The sequence below is a fragment of the Sorangium sp. So ce1153 genome, assembly GCF_051521595.1.
GTDB lineage: Bacteria > Myxococcota_A > Polyangia > Polyangiales > Polyangiaceae > Sorangium.
Genome location: NZ_CP150361.1, coordinates 2,806,446 through 2,830,332, shown reverse-complemented (window position 1 = coordinate 2,830,332; position 23,887 = coordinate 2,806,446). Strand labels below are relative to the sequence as shown.

The following is a 23,887-nucleotide window of genomic DNA, read 5'->3' as shown; positions in this document are numbered from 1 at the left end:
TGCCCAGAGAGAGTTCACATGAAGGCGGGAAGGCGGGAAGATCATGGAGCTTTTCTTCCCGCCCTCCCGCCTTCATGTTCAAATCCGACCACCACCCGGCGGAGGGCCGGACGCCCCGCCCCGACCACCACCCGGCGGAGGGCCGGACGCCCCGCCCCGACCGCCGCCGCGCCCGGACGGGCTGCCTCTTCGCGATGGCGGCCGCGTACTGTACATCCGTTCAATCATCTGCTAGCCGACAGGCATGCGCTCCCGCAAGGCCGCCGCCGCCGCCGTCGTCGTCGAAGAGCTGCCGCCCAACGAGGACCCCGTCGACGCGATCCCGCCCGACGACACAGCGGCGGACGAGACCTTCTCCGGCGACGGAGGGCCGCCCTCCCTCGAGCGGATCTGCATCGACTGCGGCAGCAGCGGCGGCGGCGGTCACGACGGCTGCGCGCACCGCGAGCGCGCCCGCTTCCACGCCCCGCCGCGGGCGGCGCTCGAGCTCGTAGCGCGCCTGCGCCGGGCCGCCGCCGAGCACCGGGCCGCCGCCCGCGCCCTCCGCGCCCTCGTGACCGCCGAGCACGCGCGCGGCCGCGCCGAGCTGGAGCGGGCGGAGCCGGAGCCGCCTCCCGAGCCGGAGCCACCGCAGCCCGAGGCCGCGCCGGAGCCCCCTGCACCGTACCCACCTGCCGCGGCGACGCCGGAGCCGATCGAGCCGCCGCCGGCCGTCTGCCCGCGCTGCGCCGAGCGGACCGAGGGCGAGCCGGCCGAGGCGGGGGCGCCGCCGCGCCGGCCGAAGCGCCGGGGGCGCGTGGTCCTCGAGCAGCAGGCCCTCCCCTTCGCGGGCGATCCCGAGCAGCCGCCGGCGCACGGGGCGTGAGCCCGGGCCGAGCCGCTGTGGAGGGAACCAGCCACGACGGGAGCGACGTCGCGCTGGCCCGATGTCGACGAGCCGACCCCGCACAGCCAGCGAGCGTGGGATCCGCCGCCGTTCCGGTGTACGCGCTGCTTCCATGACGAGGCACACCCGCGCGTCCATGACGCTCCTGCTCCTCTCCTCTCTGCTCCCAGCAGGCGCATGCGGCGGCGCGTCGCCTCCTGAGCTGATGAGCACCGGAGAGCGCGGCGCGTGGGCTTGCTCCTTTCCCGAGGAGGCAAAAGACATCAAGTCGGCGGTCACCGTCATCTCCGTGTATATCGGCGCCGACGGCTCCCCTCGATCGGTGCGGGTCCTCAGCGATCCAGGACACGGCTTTGGCCAGGCCGCCGCGAGGTGCGCCATGACGAAGCGATTTCGCCCGGCCCAGGACGAGCACGGGACCCCGATCGTGGCCTGGTCGCCGCCGATCACGATTCACTATACGCGGTAGTTCCGGGAACCCTGCACCTGTCTGCCGCTCTCGCCACCTGAGCGCAGCCGGTCGGCATGACACACGCGGGTGCCTCATGATAGCTGTACGCGTTTGTGACCGCGGCGCGGCGGCACGCCGGCGCCGAGGACAACCGAGGACTCTCCCACCATGTCGCTCGACAGAGCCATCGGCATCACGTGCCCCGACATCTGGGGGACGTACTTCTGCGAGCTGCTCGGCGGTATCCAGTCGGCCGCCGGGCGCTCCGGATATCGGGTGATCGCGATCAGGTCCTCCCCGCGAGAGGTCCACGAGCTGAAGCTCGCGCGCGACCAGATCGACGGGTGGATCGCGGTGATCAATCCGACCGATCTCGAGCGCTTCCTCGACGACGGCCGGCCGGTCGTGACCCTCAGCACCCACGCGAGAGACGGGCGCTGCCCCTACGTCGTGCCCGACAACCACGGGGGCGCCCTGGCGGCCGCCCGTCACCTGATCGAGCACGGGCACAGGCGGATCCTCTTCGCGGGAAACATGACCCATGAGGACATCCGACAGCGCTTCCAGGCCTACCGGGACGCGCTCGACGAGCACGGCATTCCGTTCGATCCCGGGCTCGTGGTCGAGCTCCCGAACAACGAGCGGGCGAGCGGGCGGCTCGCCGCGCAACGCCTCTTCGAGCTGGGCCTGTCCTGCAACGCGATGTTCATGGCCACCGATCAGGGGGCGCTCGGGGCGCTCGACGCCCTCACCGAGGCAGGCCTCCGCGTCCCCGAGGACGTCGCGCTCGTCGGGTTCGACGACATCGAGGCGGCCAGGTATGCCGCCCCGCCGCTGACCACCGTCCGCCAGCGGTTCGACGCGCTCGGCAGGACGGCCGCGCAGCTGCTCATCGATCTCCTCGCCGGCCGGGAGGTGCCGAGCGGGGGGCACGTCGGGCCGACGACGCTCGTCGTGCGCCGCTCCTGCGGCTGCTCGCCTGCCCCGGCGGCGGTCGCGCCGAGCGCGCGCGAGGTCGCTGCTGGCCAGAGCGCAGCTGGCCAGGCCGACGCGCTCGGCGCGCTCGCCCGGGAGCTCGTCGCCCTCACGAGCTTCTCGGCGCCGGTCGACCAGGACGCCGCGCCGGCAGATGCCTGGCCCGGGGTGGCGGACGTGCTCGCGGGGCTCGAGGCGGCCGCCCAGGGCCGGCCTGGCCCCCCGGCGGCGGCGCTGGAGCGGGCGTGGCGAGACGTCGCGGGGCAGATGCCCGACGTCGGCATGCTCCTCCGGATCGTCGACCGGCTGGAGCAAGCGGGCCAGGCGATGCTCCGCGGCGCGGCGGACGCCGCCGCCGGGGAGCGCGTCGCCGCGTACATCCGGCAGGCCCGGCACGACGTGGTGCAGGGCCGGGTGGCGATCGAGTCCGTGCGCGCCGACTACCTGAACGACCTGCTCGACATCAACCTCGTCCTCCGGGAGACGCTCCTGGAGAACGCGGCCGGCGGCGGGAGCAAGCTGAGCTGGCTCTCCGCCGTGCAGATGAGCTGGGGCTGCCTCGCCGTGTGGGAAGCGCCCGGCGACGCCGGCCCCGTGCTGCGGATCGTCGAGAGCGCCTCCCCCGGCAAGCCGCTCGCCTCGCCGGCGTCGGACACGCGCGTCGCGGCCGCGGAGTTCCCGCGCGGCGACTGGCTGCCCGCCGCCGTCCAGCACGACGGCGCACACGTCATCCGGCTCCTCCCGCTCCGCAGCGACGGCGAGGATCGCGGCATCCTGGCGGTCTGCGCCCCGGTGAGCAGCCCGCTCGGGCTCGATCACCGGGACATGGACATGTGGGTGGCGATGCTCACCGCCTCGTTCGAGCGCGCCTCGCTGATCGAGTCGCTGGTCGAGCAGGAGCGGCAGACGCGCGCCGCGTACGAGCGCGAGCGCGCCCTGGCCGACGCCGTGCGCCGGCTCGGCTGCCCGGTGATCCCGCTCGACGCGGGGGTGCTGCTCGTGCCGCTCGTCGGCGCCGTCGATCTGGAGCGCGCCCGCCACGTCCTCGAGGTGGTGCTCGCGGAGATCAGCCGCCAGGAAGCCGAGGTGCTGCTCATGGATATCACCGGCGTGCCCTTCGCCGACCTGCAGGTGGCCGAGTCGCTGATGAAGACGACCCGCGCCGCCCTCCTGCTCGGCGCCGAGGTCATCGTCGTGGGGATGCGGCCGCAGGTCGCGCAGGGGTTCACCCACCTCGGCGTCGACCTCGAGGGGATGACGCTCTACCCGACGCTCGGCAGGGCCCTCTCGGCGCTGCGAAGCCGGCGGGGGCCGGTCGCGGCGCCGCGGGTGCCCCGTGCCTGAGCCGTCCACTGCGAGGGAGAGGGCGCCAGGGCCGCGTGCGTGATCGCGGAGCGCTGGACCGACGCGGCGTCCAGGACGCTGCGGACGCGCGCTACTCCTCCTCTGCCGCGGCCGCCCGGCGCGCGCCGGCCCTGCGCGCGCGGACGCCCGATTCGCCCTCTCCCTCGCCCGGAGCGCGGCGCGCCGCGCGCGGCTTGTTGACGCCGACCCGCCGCACGAACGCAAGGAACTGCCCGAGCGTGGGAGAGGCGTCGCCCGCGCGCCACGCGAGGAGGAGGTCGGTCGACGGCGCGCCCACGATCGGCCGCAGCGCGAGCCCGCTGCGCCGGATGTTCTTGATCGACTCCGGCAGGATGGAGACGCCGAAGCCCGCCGCCACGAGGCTCAGGATGTCGAGGTGCAGCGCCTCCTGCACGATGCGCGGGGAGAAGCCCGCCTGGCGGCAGAGCGCCATCACGAGGTCGAAGAAGGCCGACCCCCGCTGGCGCGGGAACACGACGAACGGCTCGCGCGAGAGCAGCTCGAGCGGGATGCGCTTGCGCCCCGCCAGCGGGTGGTCGGCCGGCAGGGCGACGACCAGCGGCTCGCGCCGCACGCACTCGGCCGAGAGCCGGGCGTCGTCGAGCGGCGCCCTCACGAAGCCGACGTCGATGCGCCCGTCCTTGAGCGCCTCGATCTGCTCCTGCGGCGGCATCTCGCGGAGCGCGAGCTCCACCGACGGGAACTCCGTGCGAAAGGCGCGGACCAGCTCGGTGATCCCGCTGTAGGCGAGCGACGACAGGTACCCGACCACGAGGCGCCCTGTCTCGCCGACGCTCGCGCGCCGGGCCTCGTGCACCCCGAGCTCGAGCGCGTCGAAGACCCGCCGGACGTGGGCGAGAAAGACCTCGCCCGCGGGCGTCAGATCGACGCGCCGGCGCGAGCGATCGAAGAGCGAGAAGCCGAGCTCCGACTCGAGATCCTGGATCTGCCGGCTCAGCGGGGGCTGCGCGATGCCGAGCCGCTGCGCCGCGCGGCCGAAATGCCGCTCCTCGGCGACGGCCGTGAAGTACCGGAGGTGGCGCAGATCCATACCTTGAAGGTATCGTGTGATACGAAATAATAGATTGGACGAACGTCAGGGGCACCCTAAAAGCGGAGCCTGCCCCAGGCGTCGCCCCCGGCCGGGGCGCTCCGGTGGGGGACGGGAAGTGGCCCATGTGGCTCGTCCGAATCGCGCTTCAACGCACGTACACGTTCATCGTGATGTCGATGCTGATCGTCATCCTGGGCGTGTTCACCATCACCCGGATGCCGACGGACATCTTCCCCGACATCGACATCCCGGTCCTGTCCGTCATCTTCAACTACGGCGGCCTCCCCCCCGAGGAGATGGAAAAGCGCATCGTCAACAACTACGAGCGCTTCCTCACGACCACTGTCAACGACATCGACCACATCGAGAGCCAGTCGCTCACGGGCATCTCGATCATCAAGATCTTCCTCCAGCCCGGCGCCAGCGTCGAGGCCGCCACGGCGCAGGTCACGGCGATCTCGCAGACGGCCATCCGCCAGATGCCGCCCGGCATCAGCCCGCCGCTCATCATTCGCTATAGCGCCTCCAGCGTGCCCATCCTGCAGGCCGCGCTCGAGAGCGAGTCGCTGAGCGAGCAGCAGCTCTTCGATTACGCGGTCAACTTCATCCGCGCCGACATCGCCACGATCCGGGGCACGCAGATCCCCTACCCCTACGGCGGGAAGCAGCGCCAGATCATGGTCGACATCGACCCGCAGCGCCTCTTCGCCTGGGGGCTGTCGCCGCGCGACGTGAACGCCGCGCTCGGGCTGCAGAACGTCATCCTGCCCTCGGGCACGGCGAAGATGGGGGAGAACGAGTACCCCGTCATCATGAACAGCAGCCCCGCGGCCTTCGAGGACCTCGGGAAGCTGCCGCTCAAGACCGTCAACGGGACGACCGTTTACCTCCGCGACGTCGCCAGCGTCCGCGACGGGAGCTCGCCGCAGACGAACATGGTGCACGTGGAGGGCAAGCGCAGCGTGCTCCTCAGCGTCCTCAAGAACGGCAACGCGAGCACGCTCGACGTCACCTCGCGCATCCACGCGATGCTGCCGGCCACGCTGGAGAAGCTCCCGAAGGAGCTCAAGGTCTCGCTGCTCTTCGACCAGTCGATCTTCGTGCGCGCGGCGGTCGACGGCGTCGTGCACGAGGCGCTCATCGCCGCGGGGCTCACCGCGCTGATGATCCTGCTGTTCCTCGGGAGCTGGCGCAGCACGCTCATCGTCGTCATCAGCATCCCGCTCTCGATCCTCGTCTCGATCATCGCGCTGAACGCGCTCGGCTACACGCTCAACGTGATGACGCTCGGCGGGATGGCGCTCGCGGTCGGCATCCTGGTCGACGACGCGACGGTGGCGATCGAGAACATCCACCGCAACCTGGGGCAGCGGAAGCCGTTCATCCGCGCCATCGTCGATGGGGCGCAGGAGATCGCCGTCCCGGCCCTCGTCGCCACGCTCTGCATCTGCATCGTGTTCGTGCCGGTGGCGTTCATCACCGGCGCCGCGAAGTCGCTCTTCGTGCCGATGGCCCTGGCGGTCGTCTTCGCCATGCTGATGTCGTACTTCCTGTCGCGGACGCTCGTCCCGACGCTCGTACGCCTGCTGCTCGAGCGCGAGGCGGCGGAGCACGCCCATGGCCACGGGGAACACACCTCGAAGAAGAGCCTCTTCGGGCGCGTCTTCGCCACTTTCAACCGCGCCTTCGACCGGCTGCGGGCCGCCTACGGCGGGTGGCTCGCGTGGGCGCTCGCGCACCGCGCCGGGTTCGTCGGGGCGTTCCTTGCCTTCGTCGCCGCCTCGGTCGCGCTCATCCCGCTGCTCGGCCGCGACTTCTTCCCGAGCGTCGACGCGGGGCTCATCAAGCTGCACGTGCGCGGGGCGCCGGGCATCCGCCTCGAGGAGAGCGAGCGGCGCTTCGCACGGATCGAGCAGACCATCCGGGAGGTGATCCCGCCGGGCGAGATCCGCACGATGCTCGACACCATCGGGATCCCGGCGAGCGGCATCAACCTGTCGCTGAGCGAGGGCGCGCAGATCTCGTCGGCCGACGGGCAGATCTTCATCGCGCTCGCGGAGCACCACCGGCCGACGGCCGACTACGTCCGGCAGCTCCGCGCGAAGCTCAACGCGACGTACCCCGACACGACGTTCTTCTTCCTCGCCCCCGACATCTCGACCCAGGTGCTGAACTTCGGCCTCGCCGCGCCGATCAACGTCCAGGTCGTGGGCCCGATCGGCAAGGAGGACGACACCCTCGCCGTGGCGCAGAAGATCGCCGAGCGCGTGGAGAAGGTCCCTGGGGCGGTGGACGTCCACCTCGCGCAGGTGCCGGCGCGGCCGCAGCTCCGCATCGACGTCGACCGCACCATGGCCGACCAGATGGGGCTCACCCAGCGCGACGTGGCGAGCGACGTCCTCGTCTCGCTCTCGTCGAGCGGGCAGACGTCCCCGACTTACTGGCTCGACAAGCGCGGCGTGCAGTACCTCGTCGCCGTGCAGACGCCCCAGCACGCGATCGGGTCGTTCGACGACGTGAACGCCACGCCCCTGTCGACCGGCGACGGCCGCCCCCAGCTCCTGTCCAACGTCGCGTCGCTGTCGCGCGGCACCGGGCCGGCCAACATCACCCACTACAACGTCGCGAGGACGTTCGACGTCCAGGCGAACGTCGACGGCACGGACCTCGGCTCGGTCGCGAGCGCCATCGAGCGCGTCGTCGACGAGCTCAGGCCCGAGCTGCCGCGCGGGACGAAGGTGACCATCAAGGGGCAGGCGGAGAGCATGGACTCCTCGTTCACGGGGCTCGGCTACGGCCTCCTGTTCGCGGTCGTGCTCGTTTACCTGCTGATGGTCGTGAACTTCCAGTCGTGGCTCGACCCGCTCATCATCCTGATGGCGCTCCCGGGCGCCGTCGCGGGGATCGCGTGGATGCTCTTCGTGACGCGGACGACGCTGAGCGTGCCCGCGCTCATGGGGTCGATCATGTGCGTCGGCGTCGCCACGGCGAACAGCATCCTCGTCGTGACGTTCGCGAACGATCAGCGCAAGCTGGGCCGCGACGCGGTCGCCGCGGCGCTCGCCGCGGGCATGACGCGCCTCCGGCCGGTGCTCATGACCGCGCTCGCGATGATCTTCGGCATGCTGCCGATGTCGCTCGGCCTCGGGGAGGGCGGCGAGCAGAACGCCCCGCTGGGCCGCGCGGTCATCGGCGGCCTGCTCGTCGCGACGATGACCACGCTGTTCTTCGTGCCGGTGATGTACAGCATCCTCCGGAACAAGGCGCCGGCCCGAGACCTGCTCGCAGAGGACCTATGAGCCCCCCCGATCACCCCGCCACAGCTCCGCACCCGGCCCCGCCGGCCGACGATCTCGGGTTCGACCTGCCCCCGCCCGCCGTGATGACGAGGACGCGCGGCGTCGCCCTCGGCGTGGGCGTCCTCGTCGTGCTCGGCGCGGCGTTCGCCTCGGCCTACCTGCCCCGCCGGAGCGCCCGCGCCGCGCTCGAGGAGGGCGTGAGGGCCGGCGAGGGCGCGGCCCCGCGCGTCGCGGTCGTCGCGCCGCAGCCGGTGTCGAGCGACAGGGCGCTCGTCCTGCCGGGGAGCGTCCAGCCGCTCGAGGAGACGGTCGTCTACCCGCGCGTGAGCGGCTACGTGCGCAAGTGGAGCGCCGATATCGGCGACAAGGTCGAGGAGGGGCAGGTCCTCGCCGAGGTCGACACGCCCGAGCTCGACCAGGAGCTCGCGCAGGCCCGCGCGCAGCTCGTGCAGGCGAACGCCGGGCTCCTGCAGGCCAAGGCGAACCGCGACCTGTCGCTGTCGAGCGTGAAGCGCTACGAGCAGCTCGTCCCGGCGGGCGTGGCGCCGCAGGAGGAGCTCGAGCAGCGGCAGGGCCAGGCGCACGTCGCCGAGGCGAGCGTCACCGTGGCGCAGGCGGCGATCACCGCGGCGCAGGCGAACATCCAGCGCCTCCTCGACCTGAAGAAGTTCGCGAAGCTCGCCGCCCCCTTCGCGGGGACGGTCACCTCGCGCACGGTCGAGCGCGGGGCGCTCGTCACGGCCGGCAACGCGACGCCGCTCTTCAAGATCGCCGCGACGGACCCCGTGCGCGTCTTCGTGGGCGTCCCGCAGGACGTCGCGCCGAGCGTGCGCGTCGACGCCGCCGCGAAGGTCACGGTGCGCGAGTTCGGGGGGCAGCCGTTCCAGGGCACCGTCGCGCGCACGGCCGGCGCGCTCGACGCGGCGACCCGGACGATGAACACCGAGGTGCGGGTGCCGAACCCTGACGGCAGGCTCCTCGCGGGCATGTACGCCGAGGTCGCGCTGACGCTGCCCACGCCGCACCGCGTGCTCGAGGTCCCGGCGACGGCGCTCTACAACGACGCCAAGGGGCTCCGCGTGGCCGTCGTGGACCCCGGGAACAAGATCCGCTTCGTGCCCATCGTCGTCGAGCGCGACACGGGCGCGACCATCCAGATCGCGACGGGGCTCGACGGGAGCGAGCGCATCGTGAAGCTCGCGAGCGCGGAGCTCGGCGACGGGATGACCGTCGAGGTCATCCCGTGACGAGACGCCGCGCGGCCAGCGTGGCGGCGCGGTGAAGAGCGGTTGAGCCCCGAGGGCGCCAGGAGATTCGATCCTCCCGGCGCCCTTTCGGCCCTCCTGTCCGGGGTCCTGATCCGACGGCGCTCATATCAAACGCACCCGCGGCGCCTCTTGCATTCACCAGAGGCTTCCATTGTCAACCTGGAAGCTTGAGAATCAAAGAGGACAAACCACAGAGGCACAGAGGACACAGAGGAGAAGAGGAGAGGAGAAGAAACAGTTATTTTTCTTTTTCTCTCCTCTGTGCCTCTGTGCCTCTGTGGTTCAAATTTTCTCTTCGAAGACCTGGCCCCCACGCTGACGACATCGTCGTGCGAAGGGCCACAGCCGGAAGAGTGCTCTGATAGAGAAAGATCGTCTGGGAGCGTTTGGCAACTAGCTAGTCGTTGAAGTACGCCGGGATGTCGATGAACTCCTGCGTGAACAGCGCCCTGAAGAACTCGACGTCGGTGCCGGGATCGAGCTCCAGATACCGGGTGTACTCCAGCACGGTCTTCTGGCCGCACGCCCTGCCCAGGTCACCGAACGCATAATATTCTTGCATGCCCAGCACCGGCTCGACGAGGCGGACGAGTATCTGGTGCTCCGCCTCGGAGCGATAGATGATCTCCTCGAGGAGCGTGTCGGTCCCCGCGGTGAACTGGTAGAGCGAGGGGATCGTCTCCGGGCCCCCGCCGTCCAGCCACGTGAACGTCGGCGCCACGGCGGGGAGGACGGCCTCGACGAACCGCTCGATGTCGCGGAGCACCGGCCAGACCTCGCTGATCGGCGCGTCGAGCAGCACCCGCTGGTAGCTCAGGTACTGATTCTCCCCGATGGGCGTGAGCACGAATACACTCTCCGTGTCATTGCACTTGACCTTGCGCGCCGCGCCATCGTCGACGCCCGGCGCATGGTCCTTTGCGGCCGCGCTGCCCGTCCAGAGCAGGGCCGTCAGGCAGCCCGCGAGTACGGCCGAAAAGCTCGTCATAGCTCTCATTGTCAAGCTCCTCTCGTTACACTGGGGAGGCAATGTTCTCTTCGATGGCGCGGCGCCTCTGGCGTCACGTGCGCCCTCCAGCCCAGAAGGGCTCTCGCGCTCGCGAGCGCGTAGAGCGCTCTCCGGCCAACTGGAGCAGTCTAGCAAGCTCTGCCGTGCGCCGTCGAGCGGAAAACCGTTGTTGCCTTGCGGTATTACCTCTGAGGCAACCCCTCGAATCGTTCGAAAAATTCACAAGGAGGCGGGGAGACGGGGAGGCGAAACCTTCAAATACTCCCTGTCTCCCCGCCTCCCTGTTCAGTTTTCCTGCTGAAAAGGGCCGCACAATGAGGGGATTTCTCATGTGTCACCTCGCGAGGCGCGCCCCGTAGGCCACGGCGCGAGCGGGGCGTCGTCACGTCATCGCGTCATCGCGTCATCGCGTCATCGCGTCATCGCGCAGCGTATGGATCCGGACGTGTGGCGACCACCCGACACGGAGCAGCGTCTCCCACACGCAACGACGGCAGCCACACCGCCAGGGTGGATGGCGAGCACGACAGCGGCGCGGACAGGTCGCGTGCAATCCAGCGCACCACGCGCGCTGCGGCCGTACCTCGATTTACACGCGGCGAGCGCTCGCATACCCTCCCCGTACAGTGGCGCTACCGCTGGCCCGACCGGCACTTACCTTTCTTCAGAGCAGCGAGGGAGCAGCGGCGCGTCACAAGATGAGGGATGGCCATCAGCATCATGGGAGAAGGCACGCACGAAGGGACGGCTCCTGCAGATACCCCCACGGCCGAGAGCGCGGAGCTACGGATAGCGGCGCTGGAGAGGGCGCTGGCGCAGGCGCAGGCCGAGCTCTCGGACCTGCGGTCGACGCACCAGAGCCTCCACGACATGCTCATGCACGCGCGCACGCCGGTCTGCATGTGGCGGGGCGACGACCTCGTGTTCACCCTCGTGAACCCGGCCTACTGCGCCGCGTTCCCGGGCCGCCAGCTCGTGGGGAGGCCGCTCCGCGACGTGCTCCGCGAGGTGGTCGGCGAGGAGGCGGCGCAGGGGTTCCATGCGCTCGTGAACGGCGTCTACCGCACCGGCCAGCCGTTCCTCGGCAGCGAGGTGCCCGTGAAGCTGCACGACGCGGAGAAGGACCGCGAGGAGCTGCGCTGGTTCAACATCGTGTACGCGCCCATCCGCGATGGATCGGACGGCATCGTCGGCGTGTGCCACTACGGCGTCGAGATCACGGAGCAGGTGCAGGCGCGCCAGGCGGCGGAGGCGAAGGCCGAGGAGCTTCAGCGCAGCGCCGAGCTGATCGCGGCGCAACAGGAGACCATCCGCGCCCTGGGCACGCCGCTCCTGCCGCTGGCGAAGGACGTGCTCGCGATGCCGCTGGTCGGCCCGATCGACGCCCGGCGCTCCGAGCAGATCATGGAAGGGCTGCTCGAGGGGGTCGCGAGGGAGGGCGCCTCGATGGTCATCCTGGACGTCACCGGCGTGGAGACGATCGACACGCAGGCCGCTGACGCCGTGGCGCGGGCCGCGCAGGCGGTGCGGCTCCTCGGGGCGCGGGTGCTTGTCACCGGCATTCAGCCGTCGATGGCGCACGTCCTCGTGCAGCTCGGCGTGGATCTGCGCGGCATCGCCACCTACAGCACCTTGCAATCCGGTATCGCCGCCGCGATGCGCGCGAGATAGCCGCCCCGGCGGCCCGCGGCGCGGCGTGGCTCGCGCGCGAAGCGAGCTCAGGCATTCCAGCGGCATGGACGCGAAGGCCGCCCGGAGCGGGAGAGCGGCTCTGCTCTCCACACCTCATGGGGATCCCTCCCGCGCGCTCGAGCGTTCAGTCCCGTCACTGCACCTGCGGCGCGAACGGGTTGAGCTGGTTGGTGTACAGGTCCTCGGCCTTGATCTGCCCCTCTTTGAGCTCGCCGTCCCTCACCAGCCAGTCGATCCAGACCTGGTATTCCTTCGAGGCCAGGAGCCCGCCTTTTCCGGCGATGCCCAGGCTGGTCCAGTACTTCACCACCGACGCGTCCTCGTTGCGCTTTCGCCGCTCGATGATGCTCTGCAGGCGGGCTATCACCTCGTCGCGCGGGGCGCTGCGCGCCCACTCGACGGCGCGCGCCGCGGCCTCCACGAACTTGCGGGCGCTGTTCGGGTTCTCCTGGAGGAAGCGCTTCGTCAGCACGTAGCTGCCGGCGGTGAACTCCCCGAACAGCTCGTGGTCCGAGAACAGCGGCCGGATGCCGCCGCGCTCGAGCGCCTTGTCGCGCAGGACGTCGCCGAGGACCGCGACCTCCACCTGCTTCTGCCGGAGCGCCTGCTCCGCGCTCACCGGCGGCAGCACCACCAGCGTGACCTGGTCGATCTCGGCGTTCGTCAGCCCCTGCCGCGACAGGTACTCCTTCAGCATGAACTCGTGGTGCGCGCCCAGCGTGTTCATGGCGACCTTCTTGCCGAGCAGGTCCCGCGGGGCCTTGATGGGGCTGTCCTCGAGCACGTAGAAGCCGCTCCACCGCTTCGCGTCGACCCCGTAGCCGCCCACCACCGCCCGGAGCGGCGCCCCGGCGGCGATCAGCTTGATCACCGCGCCGTTGAACGCCTGCCCGAAATCGGTGTCTCCGGTGACCACCGTCTGGATGTCCTGCGGTCCGCTGATCGTGTTGCCGACGTAGCTCAGCTTGATCGGGGCGAGATAGCCGAGGTCCTCCGCCAGCTCCGGCACCGAGATCGCGCCGGAGAAGCCCTGATAGCGCAGCTCCAGCACCTCGGGGTCGCCGGCGGCCCTGTCGCCATTGCCCTGGCCGCCGCCCGGCTCGGCCTTCGAGCAGGCCGCGAGCGAGAGCGCGGCGCAGAGGGCCGCGACGAACGCGCGGCGGGTCCTGTTGATTCGAGATGTCCGGTGAGCGTCGCGCATGGTTCAGGGCCTCTGGGAGCGCCGTTCGTTTCGTCAGGGCCTCAGGCCGAGGCCCTCGCCGCGGCGGAGACCGGCGGGGCGACGGCGGGCTCGAGCTTGCCGGGCCACGGCCGCTCGCCGGTCCGGAACTTGTTGATACTTGTTGATGGGGCGCGGCAGACCCAGGTTCTCGCGCAGGGGCCACCCCTCGTACTCGGTCCGGAAGAGGCCCCGGCGGCGCAGCTCCGGGACCACCAGATCGATGAAGTCGGTGAGCCCGCCGGGCAGGTGCGGCGGCATCACGTTGAAGCCGTCCGCCGCGTTTTTGACGAACCACTCCTCCAGCTGATCGGCGATGCTCTCCGGCGTGCCGACGAGCTGCCTGTGCCCGCGCGCCTCGGCGATCCACTCGTCCAGACCGCGGATGGTCAGGTTGTTCCGGCGCGCCAGATCGATGAGCAGCTTCTGCCGGCTCTTGCCGCCGTTGCTCTCCGGCAGGTCCGGGAGCGGCCCGTCCACCGGGTCTGCGAGAGATCGGTTCCGCCCGACATCCCCGACAGGAGCGCCAGCCCGACCGCGGGGTGGATCAGCGCCTGGAGCTCGCCGAACTTGTCCTGGGCCTCCTGCTCGGTCCGGCCCACCACCGGGAAGATCCCCGGCATGATCTTGAGGTGCTCCGGCGAGCGCCCGTGGCGGTCGAGGCGGTCCTTCACGCTCCTGTAGAACACCTGGGCGTCTCCCAGCGTCTGCGTCGGCCTGCGCCGCCGGGTGGCGCCAGGCGGCCACGTGATGGCCCGTGGCCATCAGGAACGCTCCGAGCTTCAGTTGACCCTTGCGCTGGCTCATCTCTCTTCTCCTCGCGACTCCCTACGTCACGGACACGCCCGCTCCGCCTCGCGTCTCCCGCTCGCTCGTCACTCGGCGGCCGCGGGCGCGGCGGACGCAGAGGGCACCGCCGCCACGGCGCTGGACGTCCTGCGCGCCACCGCGAGGAGCACGCCGAAGAGCACGGACAGGAACAGGAACATGGTCTGGAGCCCCAGGCTCCGGCCCACGAGGCCGCCCACGGTGCTGCCGAACAGCCCTCCTGACGGCCCCACCAGGGCGTGCAGGCCGGCCACCTTCCCCCGCCCCACGCGCGCGCCGATCCGGGCGATGCGGGTGAGGTTCGCGATCTGCAAGAGCCCGAGGCCGAGCCCGAGGATCAGGCCGCCGACGCGGAGCGGGGCCAGGTCGCTCGACAGGCCGAGCAGCAGCAGCGAGCTCGGGACGAGGATGAGGCTGGCGAGGTACGTGCGCTCGTGCCCCACCCGGCCCACGAGGCCGCCCAGCGCGAACAGCGCGAAGATGTAGGTCACGCCCTGCCACGCGAGCAGCCCCGAGGCCTCGGCGGCCGTCAGGTGAGCGACGGTGACGCCGATCGGGATGATGAAGAACATGAAGAACGAGTTGACCGACTGGGTCGCGAACTCGATCACGCACACGCTGCGGAGATCGATGTCCTGCGCGAGCAGGGCGAGGTCGGACCGGACGCCCGACAGGCGGAGCGTGCGAGCGGGGGTGGCCCGCGCCGCGTAGCGGCCGAAGACGATCGACGACATGAACACGGTGACCAGGAACGAGACCCCGATCAGCCGGTAGGTGCCCGGGAAGCCCAGGACCCGGGTGAGGGTGGCCGCGAGCATGGGGCCGAGGAGGAACATGCCGACCATATGGGTCCCGCGGTACCAGCCGGCCTTGCCCTCTCCCACCGTCTCGAGCTGCTGCATGAACACGGTGCTCAGCGAGACGAAGCGCATGGGCATGAAGAAGCTGATCGCGGTCGTGCAGGCCAGCAGGAACACCGGCGACGGGACCGCCGGCAGGGCCATGTAGATCGCCCCGGCGACGAGGCTCCCGAGCACGAACAGCCGCGATGGCCCGAGGTGATCGACGAGGAGCCCGATGGGGATGCTCATGAGCAGCACCCCGATGCTCTGCGACCCGGCGATCAGCCCGAGCAGCGCCTCGTCCGCCTGGAGGTCCAGCGCGTAGAGCGTCGTGGTCACCTTGGCCACGCCGACGCTGATGCCCATGACCGAGGACAGCGCCGCGAACACGAGAAGAAAGCGGTTCTTGTCGATGAAGGTGCGCAGTTGGACCTCGGGCGATGCTCGGCCGGCGCCCGGTCAGAGTCCGGTGGACGCTCGGCAAACGCTCCGTGAGGCGATCGAGTCAGCAACACCCATGCCGCATGTCCACACGCGATCCGGCGGCGCCGCCAGGGCGCGCGCTGCTGCCCTGGAAGCAGCCGGTGATGATCGGCTGCTCCGTCGCGAGCAGGGCCGCGCCGCTGCGCCCGGCGCCGTAGAGAAGCGATCCCCAGCACAATCGAGCGCCAGCACCGGCGGCTTGGAATCGTTTCCCGCTCCCGCTCACGGTAAGCTCCGGGACAGTATGGACGTTGGCCAGTTCATCGAGCGCGCGGCGGCCGCGCCGTCGTTGCTGCTCGCGACCGACTTCGACGGGACCATCGCCGAGATCGCCGCGGTCTCGGGCGGGGCGGCGGCGGCGCCTGTCGCGCTCGAGGCGCTCCAGGCGCTCTCGCACGCTCCCGGGACGGCCGTGGCGGTCGTCACGGGCAGGACGATCTACGACGTGGCGGCGCGCACGGCGACCCTGGATGCGGTCTGGCGCGTGGGCGAGCACGGGGCCGAGATCGCGGCGCCGGGCGGGGCGCTCCTGTACACGGCGGAGGCGCCGGTCGAGGCGCTCGACGCGCTGGAGCGCGACGCGGACGAGATCGCGCGGCGGGTCCCCGCGTTCTGGGTCCAGCGCAAGCGCTGCTCGATCGCGCTCCACTGGCGGCTCGTCTCGGCCGAGGACCGGCCCGCGGCGTTCGCCGCGCTCGGGGTGTGGGCGGAGGCGGCGCGGCAGCGAGGGCTCGTGATCATGGAGGGGCGCAGCATCCACGAGGCGCGGGACGCCGCGCACGACAAGGGCGGCGCCCTCGCGTTCATGCTGGCGCGGCTGCCGCCGGGGACGGTGATGGTCTATGCGGGCGACGACACGACGGACGAGCCGGCGATCGCCTATGCGCGGGCGAACGGGGGCGTGGGCGTGTACATCGCCTCGCCGGAGCGGCCGGAGCCCCGGGTCGAGCCCGACCTGACGCTCGACGAGCCCGACGCGTGGATCGCGCTGCTCCGGGAGCTCGCCGCGCGCCGCGGCGGGCTGGTCAGCGCGGCGGCGCGGCGCTCCGCGTGAACGGGCTGGTCAGCGCGACGGCGCGGCGATAGGTGTGAGCGGGCTGATCAGCACGGCGGCGAGACGCTCGGCGTGAGCGGGCCGGCGAGCGGTCGAGGCGGGCGCGCGGGGCGCGCCGTCGCCGCGCGCTCGACGCCGCGCTGGCGGAGGGCACAGGTGGATCTGTAGGCTGGCGCGTATGCCCATCACGCGACTCACGAAGCCTGATTCGAAGTTTCGCCTGGACGACGTGTCGAACGATCCGCCCCGCGACGCGAGCAAGCAGGAGGCGGCCGAGCGGCTCCACGATCTCGGCAAGGAGCTGCTGGAGCTGCAGGAGCTCATGTGGGGCGCGAGGACGCACAGCGTCCTGATCGTCCTCCAGGGCCGCGACGCGGCCGGCAAGGACGGCGCGATCAAGAACGTCGTCGGCGCGCTCAACCCGCGCGGCGTCTCGGTGAGCTCGTTCGGCGTGCCCACGAAGGAGGAGCGGGAGCACGACTTCCTGTGGCGGATCCACCGGCAGGCGCCGCGCGCGGGGGAGTTCTCGATCTTCAACCGATCTCACTACGAGGACGTGCTCGTCGTGCGCGTGCACGATCTGGAGCCGAAGTCGCGCTGGGGCGAGCGCTACGACCACATCAACGACTTCGAGGAGCTCCTGGCCGAGCACGGGACCATCGTGATCAAGTTCTTCCTGCACATCAGCAAGAAGGAGCAGGAGGAGCGGCTCCTCGAGCGCGAGAAGAATCCCTCGACCGCCTGGAAGCTCAACGTGAACGACTGGAAAGAGCGGGAGCACTGGGACGAGTACACCGAGGCTTACGAGGACGTGTTCCGGCGCTGCTCGTCCAAGCACGCGCCCTGGTGCATCGTCCCGGCGGACGCCAAGTGGTACCGCAACCTCGTCGTCGCCGAGACGGTGCTCGAGGCGATGCGGGAGCACCGCGACGAGTGGCTGGAGACGCTGGATCGGGCCGGGAAGTCGGGGCGCGAGGAGCTCGAGGAGTACCGGAAGGCGAAGGGCGTTCGACACAAGGGATGAGGCCGGCGGTGAGGTGGGGAGGCGCGGCGTCGGGCGGCGCGCGGCCCGCGGTGAGGCCGCGCGCGCGAGATCGCCATCCACTTGACGAAGCACCGGGCCGCTCTGGACGAGCTCCCGCAAGCTGCGGATCGGAGACCGCCCCCTCTCGTTATATGGATGAGCGGCGTACAGCCACGTAGCGGCCGTTCCCCCATACAGCCACGATGCACGCGTCGTTGAACAGATAGAGCCCATCGAATCCGTCCATCCTAGATTTCAGTATCCCAAGCTCCACTTCACGAATCGAAGGGCCGCCCGTACGACACAGCTCGGCGGGAACAGCACCCTGGCAGATCTTGCCGGCCGATTTGGCCTGGTCGGCAGAAACGGCCAGCTCGGCAGCATTGCCAGGCTGCGTCCAGAGGACCTCAATGGAGCGCTCGCATGCGCGTCACGTCTCGAGCGCCACGCGCGTGACGCGGCCGCCGCCGTGCGGCCGCCGCGCTCGCTCCGGCGAATGGCTTCGCCGATCCTCGGCTGGTGGGCCCCTCCCCGGTGCGGCGTGGGCGCCTTGAACGCTCTTGCGGTTCACGACGCTCCATGATGGAGCTCCGCCGTGAGCAAACCGCCCGAAAAAACCTCGAGTTCGATGACCCTCGATTTTCCGGGTCAAGCCGGAGGCGACGGCGTTGCCCGCTACCTCCTCGTCATCGACAGCGCATCATCGCGCCGGGTAGACCTGCCGCGGGATGGCAGCCTCATCGTGGGCCGCTCGCCGGAAGTGGACATTCGCATCGACGCGCGCGGCGTCTCTCGGCAGCACGCGCGCGTCATCGTCACCAACGGCGAGGTCCAGATCGTCGATCTTGACAGCCACAACGGAACGTTGGTCAACGGCCACCGTCTTGCAGGCTCGCGCGTGCTGTACCCTGGCGAGGTCGTCACGGTGGGCGATACCATCCTCACACTCTGGCGCGAGCCCCAGGCGGTCAGCCCTTCCGCCGTCGATCTGGGCCGGTTTCACCAGCGGCTCGGCGAGGAGCTCGAGCGCGCCAATGATTATGCGCGTCCCCTCGCCGTGCTGGCCGTAGCGCTGGGCAGCCTCCCCCGTCGCTCGATCGTCGAGGCCGCGGCGGCGGCGGCGCTCCGGCGCATGGACGTCTTCGCGTGGAACGGCGCCGCGGAGCTCGTCGCTATCCTACCCGAGCTCGGCGGCGAGGCGGCGCGCGCGGCGGCGCTCGAGCTCGTCGGGGCGCTCGCGCCGGTGGCGAGCGAGGTGCGCGGCGGTCTCGCCGCCTATCCGAGCGACGGGTGCGACGCCGACACGCTCCTCTGCGGCGCGCGCGCGGCCGCTGCGGTCGCCGGGGCCGGCGCGATCGCCTTGGTGGCCGAGACCGCGATAGAGCACATCATCGGGAGCTCCCGCGTCGTCCTCGCGGATCCCGCGATGATCCGCCTCTTCGAGCTCATCCGCCGTCTCGCGGGGAAAGAGATGAGCGTACTGATCCTCGGTGAGACGGGCGCTGGCAAGGAGAACGCCGCCGCCGCGCTCCACCACTGGTCTCCGCGGGCGCGGCGGCCTTTCGTCACGCTGAACTGCGCGGCCATCCCCGAGTCGCTCGTCGAGAGCGAGCTGTTCGGCCACGAAAAAGGGGCGTTCTCCGACGCGAAGGCGCCCAAGCCCGGCCTGCTCGAGCGGGCCGACGGCGGCACGCTGTTCCTCGACGAGGTGGGCGAGCTGCCGCTCTCGGTGCAGGCCAAGCTGCTGCGCGCCCTCGATACGCGGCGGTTCAGGCGCCTCGGGGATCTGCGGGAGCGCGACGTCGATATCCGCGTCGTGGCCGCGACCAACCGCGACCTCGAAGCCGAGTGCGCCGCCCGCCGCTTCCGCCAGGACCTGCTCTTTCGCCTGAACGCGTACGCCGTCCAGCTCCCGCCGCTCCGCCATCGCCCGCGCGAGATCCCCATCCTGGCCCGCCTGTTCCTCGATCAGGCGTGCGCCCGCGACCGGCGGCCCGCGCTGCAGCTCTCCGACGCCGCGCTGCGTACGCTCCTTGCTTACCCGTTTCCGGGCAACGTGCGCGACCTCAAGAACGCCATGGATCACGCGAGCGTCAACGCGGAGACCAACAGTGTCGAGCCGCAGGACCTCCCCGGGCGGATGACGGGGCGTCCGTCGGCGCCGCCGCCGAGCTCCGGGAGCGCCGCGCCGCCTACGGCCGCGCCCCAGCAGTTCCGGGACCTTGCCGAGGAGATCAAGGACCTGGAGCGCCAGCGGATCCAGGAGGCGCTCGACGCGACCGGCGGGGTGCAGGCGCGCGCCGCGGACCTCCTCGGCATGCCGATCCGGACCTTCTCCTCGAAGCTCAAGCAATACAGCATCGTTCCGCGCAAAGTGAGGAGCCAGCCATGAAGCGACACTCGGGGGAGGGGTCGTTACCGGAAGCGTTCGAAGAATACCGCATCATCCGCCTCCTCGGGCAGGGGGGGATGGGCCAGGTGTACCTGGCCGAGGATCGGCTGCTCAATCGCCTCGTGGCGATCAAGTTCATCGCGGCGGAGTCGCCCTCCGCAGACGCGCGCGAGCGCTTCTTCGTGGAGGCGCGGGCTGTCGCGCGGCTGTCGCACCCCAACGTCGTCGCGGTTCACCGGGTCGGCGAGGTGCAGCGTCGGCCGTTCCTTGTCTCCGAATACGTACGCGGGCCGAGTCTCGATGCCCTCGCGAGGCCGGTGCCGTCTCGCCGCGCGCTGGAGATCGCGATCGACCTCGCGCGCGGGGTTGCGGCCGCGCACCGGCGGGGCGTGCTCCATCGCGACATCAAGCTTGCCAACGCGGTCGTCTCCGAAGAGGGCACGGTGAAGGTGCTCGACTTCGGGCTGGCGGAGCTCTTGCCCGAGAACGATCCGACTCCTGCCGAGTCGCCGGGCCCGGGGGCAGAGGGCGCCGTCGGGCCCCCCCGAGGCGCGGACGCCGGCCCGGGCGGCGTGGTGTCCACAGAGGACGAGAGCGCGTTCCCTCCACCCCCGCGCGTCCACGGCGCTGCGATGGAGTCGACCACCGACGCGCCGCTGGCGCATGCGCTGGCGTCCACGGATGCAGCGCCGCCAGGCAGCGAGGCGAGGCCGGCGTCGCGCGCGGCCACGGGCCCCGCTACCCGCCGCCGGCGCGTCGTGGGGACAGCGCGCTACATGGCCCCCGAGACCTGGCGCGGCGAGCCCGCGACGCCGCGCGCCGACGTCTATGCGCTGGGCATCGTGATCTACGAGCTCTGCGCTGGCTCGTCGCCGTATGAGAACCCGGAGATGAACGCACTTATCTGGGCGAAGCTCGAGAGCGACGCGCCCCCGCTCGCGCACGCCGCGCCCGGCGTCGATCCCCGGCTCGCCGCCGTCGTGGATCGCTGCCTTGCCCGGGACCCGGCTCGGCGCTTTGCCGACGGCGACGCGCTCCGCGAGGCCCTCGAGCAGATCGCCGCCGCGGAGGCCGACCCGGCGTCCCTCCCCGAGGGCAACCCGTACCGGGGCCTCCTCGCGTTCGAGGCCGCGCACCGGCGCCTGTTCTTCGGCCGCGGCGCCGAGGTCCTCGCCGTCCTCGACCGGCTCCGCGCCGAGCCGTTCCTCCTCGTCGCCGGCGACTCGGGGACGGGCAAGTCGTCGCTCTGTCGCGCGGGCGTGCTGCCCGCGGTCGCCGATGGCGCGCTCGGGCGCCGCGTGGCGACGGCCACCGTGACGCCGGGCCGGCATCCGCTCGACAGCCTGGCCGCCGCGCTCCTGCCGCTGCTCGGGGGCGACGGTGCCACAGATGAGGTCGCGCTCGCGGCGCGCATCCGCGCCGAGCCGGGCGCGGTCGCGCGGGCGCTCCGGCGGCGTCACGGCGAGGTGCTGCTGTTCGTCGACCAGCTCGAGGAGCTCTGCACGTACGCGCCGCCCGGCGAGGCGGCGGCGACGGCCGAGGCGCTCGCCGCGCTCGCCGACGACCCGGGCGGCCTGCGCATCCTGGCCGCGGCGCGCAGCGACTTCCTCACGCGGTTGTCCGCGCTGCCAGGGCTCAGCGACGCGATCTCGAGGGCGCTCTACCTGCTGCGCCCGCTGACCGCCGAGCGGCTGCGCGAGGCCGTGACCGGCCCCGCTGCCGCCAAGGGGGTGTCGTTCGAGTCCGAGGCGGTCGTCGAGGCGCTGGTGAAGGCGGCGCTGCACGCCGAGGGCGGGCTGCCGCTGCTCCAGTTCGCGCTGGAGGAGCTATGGGAGGCCCGCGACGAGACGCGGAGGGTGATCCCGGGCTCGGCGCTCGACGCCATCGGCGGCGTGAGCGGCGCGCTCGCGCGGCACGCGGACGGGGTGCTCGCGCGCCTGGCGCCGCCGCAGCGCGCGGCCGCGCAGGCGATGCTGCTCGCGCTCGTCACGGCGGAGGGGACGCGGGCGTGGCGCGTCGAGGCGGAGCTGCTCTCCGCCGCCGCCGCGTCGCCGGCGGCGCTCGCCGCGCTCTCGGCGCTCGTGCGCGGGCGGCTGCTCGTCGCCCGCGAGGCCGAGGGGGGCGCAGGCTCGGTCTACGGCATCGCGCACGAGGCGCTGCTCACCGGCTGGGACACGCTGCGCGGGTGGATCGGCCGCGACATCGAGGGGCGGGCGCTGCGGCAGAAGCTCGAGCGGGCCGCCGCCGAGTGGGAGCGCGCGGGGCGGGCCACGGAGGTCCTCTGGGGCGAGCGGCTGCTCGCGGCGGCGTCCCGGATCGAGGAGGCCTCGCTCGCGGCGCGCGAGGCATCGTTTCTGGCGATGTCGCGCCGCGCGGCTCGGCGGCGGCGCCTCGGCCGCTGGACGGCCGCGCTCGCCGTGCTGGCCGCCATCGGGCTCACGTCCGCCTGCATGCGGCTCACCGCGCACCGGGATCTCACGCGGCGCGTGGACGATGCGCGGCTCGCGCTGGAGCAGGCGCGCGCGGCACGGGCAGAGCTCGATAGGTTGAGGCGCGACGCGTTCGCGCGCTTCGACGCGGGCCAGAGCGAGCTCGCAGAGCCGGCCTGGGAGCAGGCACGCCGGCGGGGCGCAACGGTGGAGCGTGCCTATGCGGAGGTCTCGGGGCACCTCGAGCTCATCGTGCTCCAGGACGGCTATCGGCAGGATGCACGCGAGATGTTCGTCGACGCGCTCTGCGAGCGCGCCGCGCTGGCCGATCAGGACGGCCGCGTCGCGGAGCGCGACGAGCTCGTACGGCAGCTCAGGCTCCACGAGCGCCGGAGCGACGGCTGCTGGGAAGCGCCTGCGCGGCTCTCGATAGAGACATCGCCCCCGGGCGCCGAGGTCTCGATGGAGCGGGTCGAGCTCGACGCCGCGCCGCGCGAGGCCGAGCGGCTGGGGGCGACGCCGATCGTCGCTCGGAGGATCGCCTCCGGCTCGGTGATCTTCACGCTCTCGGCGCCTGGCCGGGCTCGTGTCCGGCTGCCGCTCGTGCTCGGCCTCGGCGAGGAGCAGCGAGTGGTCCTCGACCTGCCGGCCGAGGCGGCCGTCCCGCGCGGCTACGTCTACGTGCCGCCGGGGCGCTTCCTGTACGGCAGCGTCGGCGAAGCGCGGAGCTATTACCTCAGCCAACCGCTGCACCCGGTCGAGACGGGCGCCTACCTGATCGCACAGAACGAGACGACGTTCGCCGAGTGGATCGAGTTCCTGCGCGCCTTGACGCCGGAGAAGCGGCGAGAGCTGCTGCCGGGGGCGAGCGCGTCCGGGATGACCGTCGCGCTCAAGGAGCTGGCGGACGGCGACTACCAGCTCACGTTCGGGCCGGAGGCGACCCCGGTCGTCGCTCGGACAGGAGAGCCGATCCGGTACCGGGGTCGCGACCGTCGGGTCGCCCAGGACTGGCTGCGCATCCCCGTGCTTGGGGTCTCGTTCGACGATGCGCTCGCCTACTCCGCCTGGCTCGACCGGTCGGGCCGTGTCCCTGGCGCGCGCGTCTGTGACGAGCGGGAGTGGGAGCGGGCGGCGCGCGGCGCCGATGGCCGCGTGTTCCCCTGGGGCGAGCACCTGGACGCCGATCTGACGAACCACGAGCCGACCTACGGCCGCGACCTCCTCGGCTTCGGCCCCGATGAAGTTGGTACACGCCCTGCTTCCCGGAGTCCGCTCGGCGTCCACGACCTGGCTGGCAATGTCTGGGAGTGGGCTTCGGCAGCGGAGGGCGCAGGTGTACCTGTCGTGCGCGGCGGGAGCTTCTTCTCGCCGAGCAGCGACGTGAGGGCGGAGAACCGCTCGCCCGACGTGAGGGCGCGCCGGGACGTGTTCGCCGGGGTCCGCATCTGCGCCACGCCGCAGTAGCCATGACACGCGTGCTCACCGGCACGCCGACAGAATGGAGAAGACACCATGGTTCATCGGGGCTTGATGTCTCGTTATCGAGCGTTGCCATTCAACTCGCGCGCTACCCGCGGCGGCGGTGTCCACTCCCGTCCTGGGGAGGCGCGGGCG

14 protein-coding genes and 1 pseudogene are annotated in these 23,887 nt (G+C 71.5%); 10 read left to right on the top strand and 5 right to left on the bottom strand.

What is annotated here, in order from left to right; genetic code table 11:
* The first annotated feature begins 244 nt into the window (after positions 1-244).
* The 3 genes from WME85_RS09970 (at position 245) to WME85_RS09960 (ending at position 3,656) form a co-directional block, all read left to right on the top strand.
* Entirely contained in the window at positions 245-865 is a 621-nt protein-coding gene (locus WME85_RS09970) for a hypothetical protein (RefSeq protein ID WP_437837359.1), read from the top strand.
* Between the two features lie 133 nt (positions 866-998).
* Positions 999-1,355, top strand: a complete 357-nt coding sequence (locus WME85_RS09965) for an energy transducer TonB (RefSeq protein ID WP_437837358.1) — start codon at positions 999-1,001, stop codon at positions 1,353-1,355.
* Positions 1,356-1,505: 150 nt separating this feature from the next.
* A complete protein-coding gene (locus tag WME85_RS09960) occupies positions 1,506-3,656 on the top strand; it encodes a substrate-binding domain-containing protein (protein ID WP_437837357.1) in 2,151 nt (716 codons plus the stop codon).
* A gap of 91 nt (positions 3,657-3,747) precedes the next feature.
* Here WME85_RS09960 and WME85_RS09955 read toward each other — a convergent pair whose 3' ends face one another.
* A complete protein-coding gene (locus tag WME85_RS09955) occupies positions 3,748-4,728 on the bottom strand; it encodes a LysR family transcriptional regulator (RefSeq protein ID WP_437837356.1) in 981 nt (326 codons plus the stop codon).
* A gap of 125 nt (positions 4,729-4,853) precedes the next feature.
* Between WME85_RS09955 and WME85_RS09950 the strand changes: the two genes are divergently transcribed.
* Entirely contained in the window at positions 4,854-8,030 is a 3,177-nt protein-coding gene (locus WME85_RS09950) for an efflux RND transporter permease subunit (protein ID WP_437837355.1), read from the top strand.
* Positions 8,027-9,277, top strand: a complete 1,251-nt coding sequence (locus WME85_RS09945) for an efflux RND transporter periplasmic adaptor subunit (RefSeq protein ID WP_437837354.1) — start codon at positions 8,027-8,029, stop codon at positions 9,275-9,277. The genes WME85_RS09950 and WME85_RS09945 overlap by 4 nt, the downstream gene beginning before the upstream one ends.
* Positions 9,278-9,695: 418 nt before the next feature.
* On the opposite strand, the gene WME85_RS09940 is transcribed toward WME85_RS09945, so the two are convergent.
* Positions 9,696-10,286 carry a hypothetical protein gene (locus tag WME85_RS09940; protein ID WP_437837353.1) on the bottom strand — a complete coding sequence of 197 codons (591 nt, stop codon included), beginning with the start codon at positions 10,284-10,286 and terminating at the stop codon, positions 9,696-9,698.
* 726 nt (positions 10,287-11,012) lie between these two features.
* On the opposite strand from WME85_RS09940, the gene WME85_RS09935 reads away from it, so the two are divergent.
* On the top strand, positions 11,013-11,978 hold the full coding sequence (locus WME85_RS09935) for an STAS domain-containing protein (protein ID WP_437837352.1): 966 nt from the start codon (positions 11,013-11,015) through the stop codon (positions 11,976-11,978).
* Between the two features lie 154 nt (positions 11,979-12,132).
* On the opposite strand, the gene WME85_RS09930 is transcribed toward WME85_RS09935, so the two are convergent.
* From WME85_RS09930 to WME85_RS09920, 3 genes and pseudogenes are all read right to left on the bottom strand, one after another.
* Positions 12,133-13,200 carry an ABC transporter substrate-binding protein gene (locus WME85_RS09930; protein ID WP_437837351.1) on the bottom strand — a complete coding sequence of 356 codons (1,068 nt, stop codon included), beginning with the start codon at positions 13,198-13,200 and terminating at the stop codon, positions 12,133-12,135.
* Positions 13,201-13,233: 33 nt separating this feature from the next.
* Positions 13,234-13,928 (bottom strand): annotated as a pseudogene (locus WME85_RS09925) (LLM class flavin-dependent oxidoreductase); the annotation flags it as partial.
* Positions 13,929-14,093: 165 nt separating this feature from the next.
* Positions 14,094-15,278, bottom strand: a complete 1,185-nt coding sequence (locus WME85_RS09920; RefSeq protein ID WP_437837350.1) for an MFS transporter — start codon at positions 15,276-15,278, stop codon at positions 14,094-14,096.
* A gap of 337 nt (positions 15,279-15,615) precedes the next feature.
* Here WME85_RS09920 and otsB point away from each other — a divergent pair, with 337 nt between their 5' ends.
* The 4 genes from otsB to WME85_RS09900 all read left to right on the top strand — a co-directional run bounded on the left by otsB (position 15,616) and on the right by WME85_RS09900 (position 23,737).
* Positions 15,616-16,425: a trehalose-phosphatase gene (otsB, locus tag WME85_RS09915; protein WP_437308867.1), complete on the top strand. Its 810-nt coding sequence runs from the start codon at positions 15,616-15,618 to the stop codon at positions 16,423-16,425.
* A gap of 178 nt (positions 16,426-16,603) precedes the next feature.
* Positions 16,604-17,449 carry a PPK2 family polyphosphate kinase gene (locus tag WME85_RS09910; RefSeq protein ID WP_437837349.1) on the top strand — a complete coding sequence of 282 codons (846 nt, stop codon included), beginning with the start codon at positions 16,604-16,606 and terminating at the stop codon, positions 17,447-17,449.
* Positions 17,450-18,077: 628 nt separating this feature from the next.
* Positions 18,078-19,841 carry a sigma 54-interacting transcriptional regulator gene (locus tag WME85_RS09905; protein ID WP_437837348.1) on the top strand — a complete coding sequence of 588 codons (1,764 nt, stop codon included), beginning with the start codon at positions 18,078-18,080 and terminating at the stop codon, positions 19,839-19,841.
* Positions 19,838-23,737: an nSTAND1 domain-containing NTPase gene (locus WME85_RS09900; RefSeq protein WP_437837347.1), complete on the top strand. Its 3,900-nt coding sequence runs from the start codon at positions 19,838-19,840 to the stop codon at positions 23,735-23,737. Before WME85_RS09905 ends, WME85_RS09900 begins: the two co-directional genes overlap by 4 nt.
* Positions 23,738-23,887 lie beyond the last annotated feature (150 nt).

What these genes read in the sequence shown, in the direction of transcription:
- WME85_RS09970 (WP_437837359.1), top strand. Translation starts at nt 245, where the DNA reads ATGCGCTCCCGCAAGGCCGCCGCCGCCGCCGTCGTCGTCGAAGAGCTG.
- WME85_RS09965 (WP_437837358.1), top strand. Translation starts at nt 999, where the DNA reads ATGACGAGGCACACCCGCGCGTCCATGACGCTCCTGCTCCTCTCCTCT.
- WME85_RS09960 (WP_437837357.1), top strand. Translation starts at nt 1,506, where the DNA reads ATGTCGCTCGACAGAGCCATCGGCATCACGTGCCCCGACATCTGGGGG.
- WME85_RS09955 (WP_437837356.1), bottom strand. Translation starts at nt 4,728, where the DNA reads ATGGATCTGCGCCACCTCCGGTACTTCACGGCCGTCGCCGAGGAGCGG.
- WME85_RS09950 (WP_437837355.1), top strand. Translation starts at nt 4,854, where the DNA reads ATGTGGCTCGTCCGAATCGCGCTTCAACGCACGTACACGTTCATCGTG.
- WME85_RS09945 (WP_437837354.1), top strand. Translation starts at nt 8,027, where the DNA reads ATGAGCCCCCCCGATCACCCCGCCACAGCTCCGCACCCGGCCCCGCCG.
- WME85_RS09940 (WP_437837353.1), bottom strand. Translation starts at nt 10,286, where the DNA reads ATGACGAGCTTTTCGGCCGTACTCGCGGGCTGCCTGACGGCCCTGCTC.
- WME85_RS09935 (WP_437837352.1), top strand. Translation starts at nt 11,013, where the DNA reads ATGGCCATCAGCATCATGGGAGAAGGCACGCACGAAGGGACGGCTCCT.
- WME85_RS09930 (WP_437837351.1), bottom strand. Translation starts at nt 13,200, where the DNA reads ATGCGCGACGCTCACCGGACATCTCGAATCAACAGGACCCGCCGCGCG.
- otsB (WP_437308867.1), top strand. Translation starts at nt 15,616, where the DNA reads ATGGACGTTGGCCAGTTCATCGAGCGCGCGGCGGCCGCGCCGTCGTTG.
- WME85_RS09910 (WP_437837349.1), top strand. Translation starts at nt 16,604, where the DNA reads ATGCCCATCACGCGACTCACGAAGCCTGATTCGAAGTTTCGCCTGGAC.
- WME85_RS09905 (WP_437837348.1), top strand. Translation starts at nt 18,078, where the DNA reads ATGACCCTCGATTTTCCGGGTCAAGCCGGAGGCGACGGCGTTGCCCGC.
- WME85_RS09900 (WP_437837347.1), top strand. Translation starts at nt 19,838, where the DNA reads ATGAAGCGACACTCGGGGGAGGGGTCGTTACCGGAAGCGTTCGAAGAA.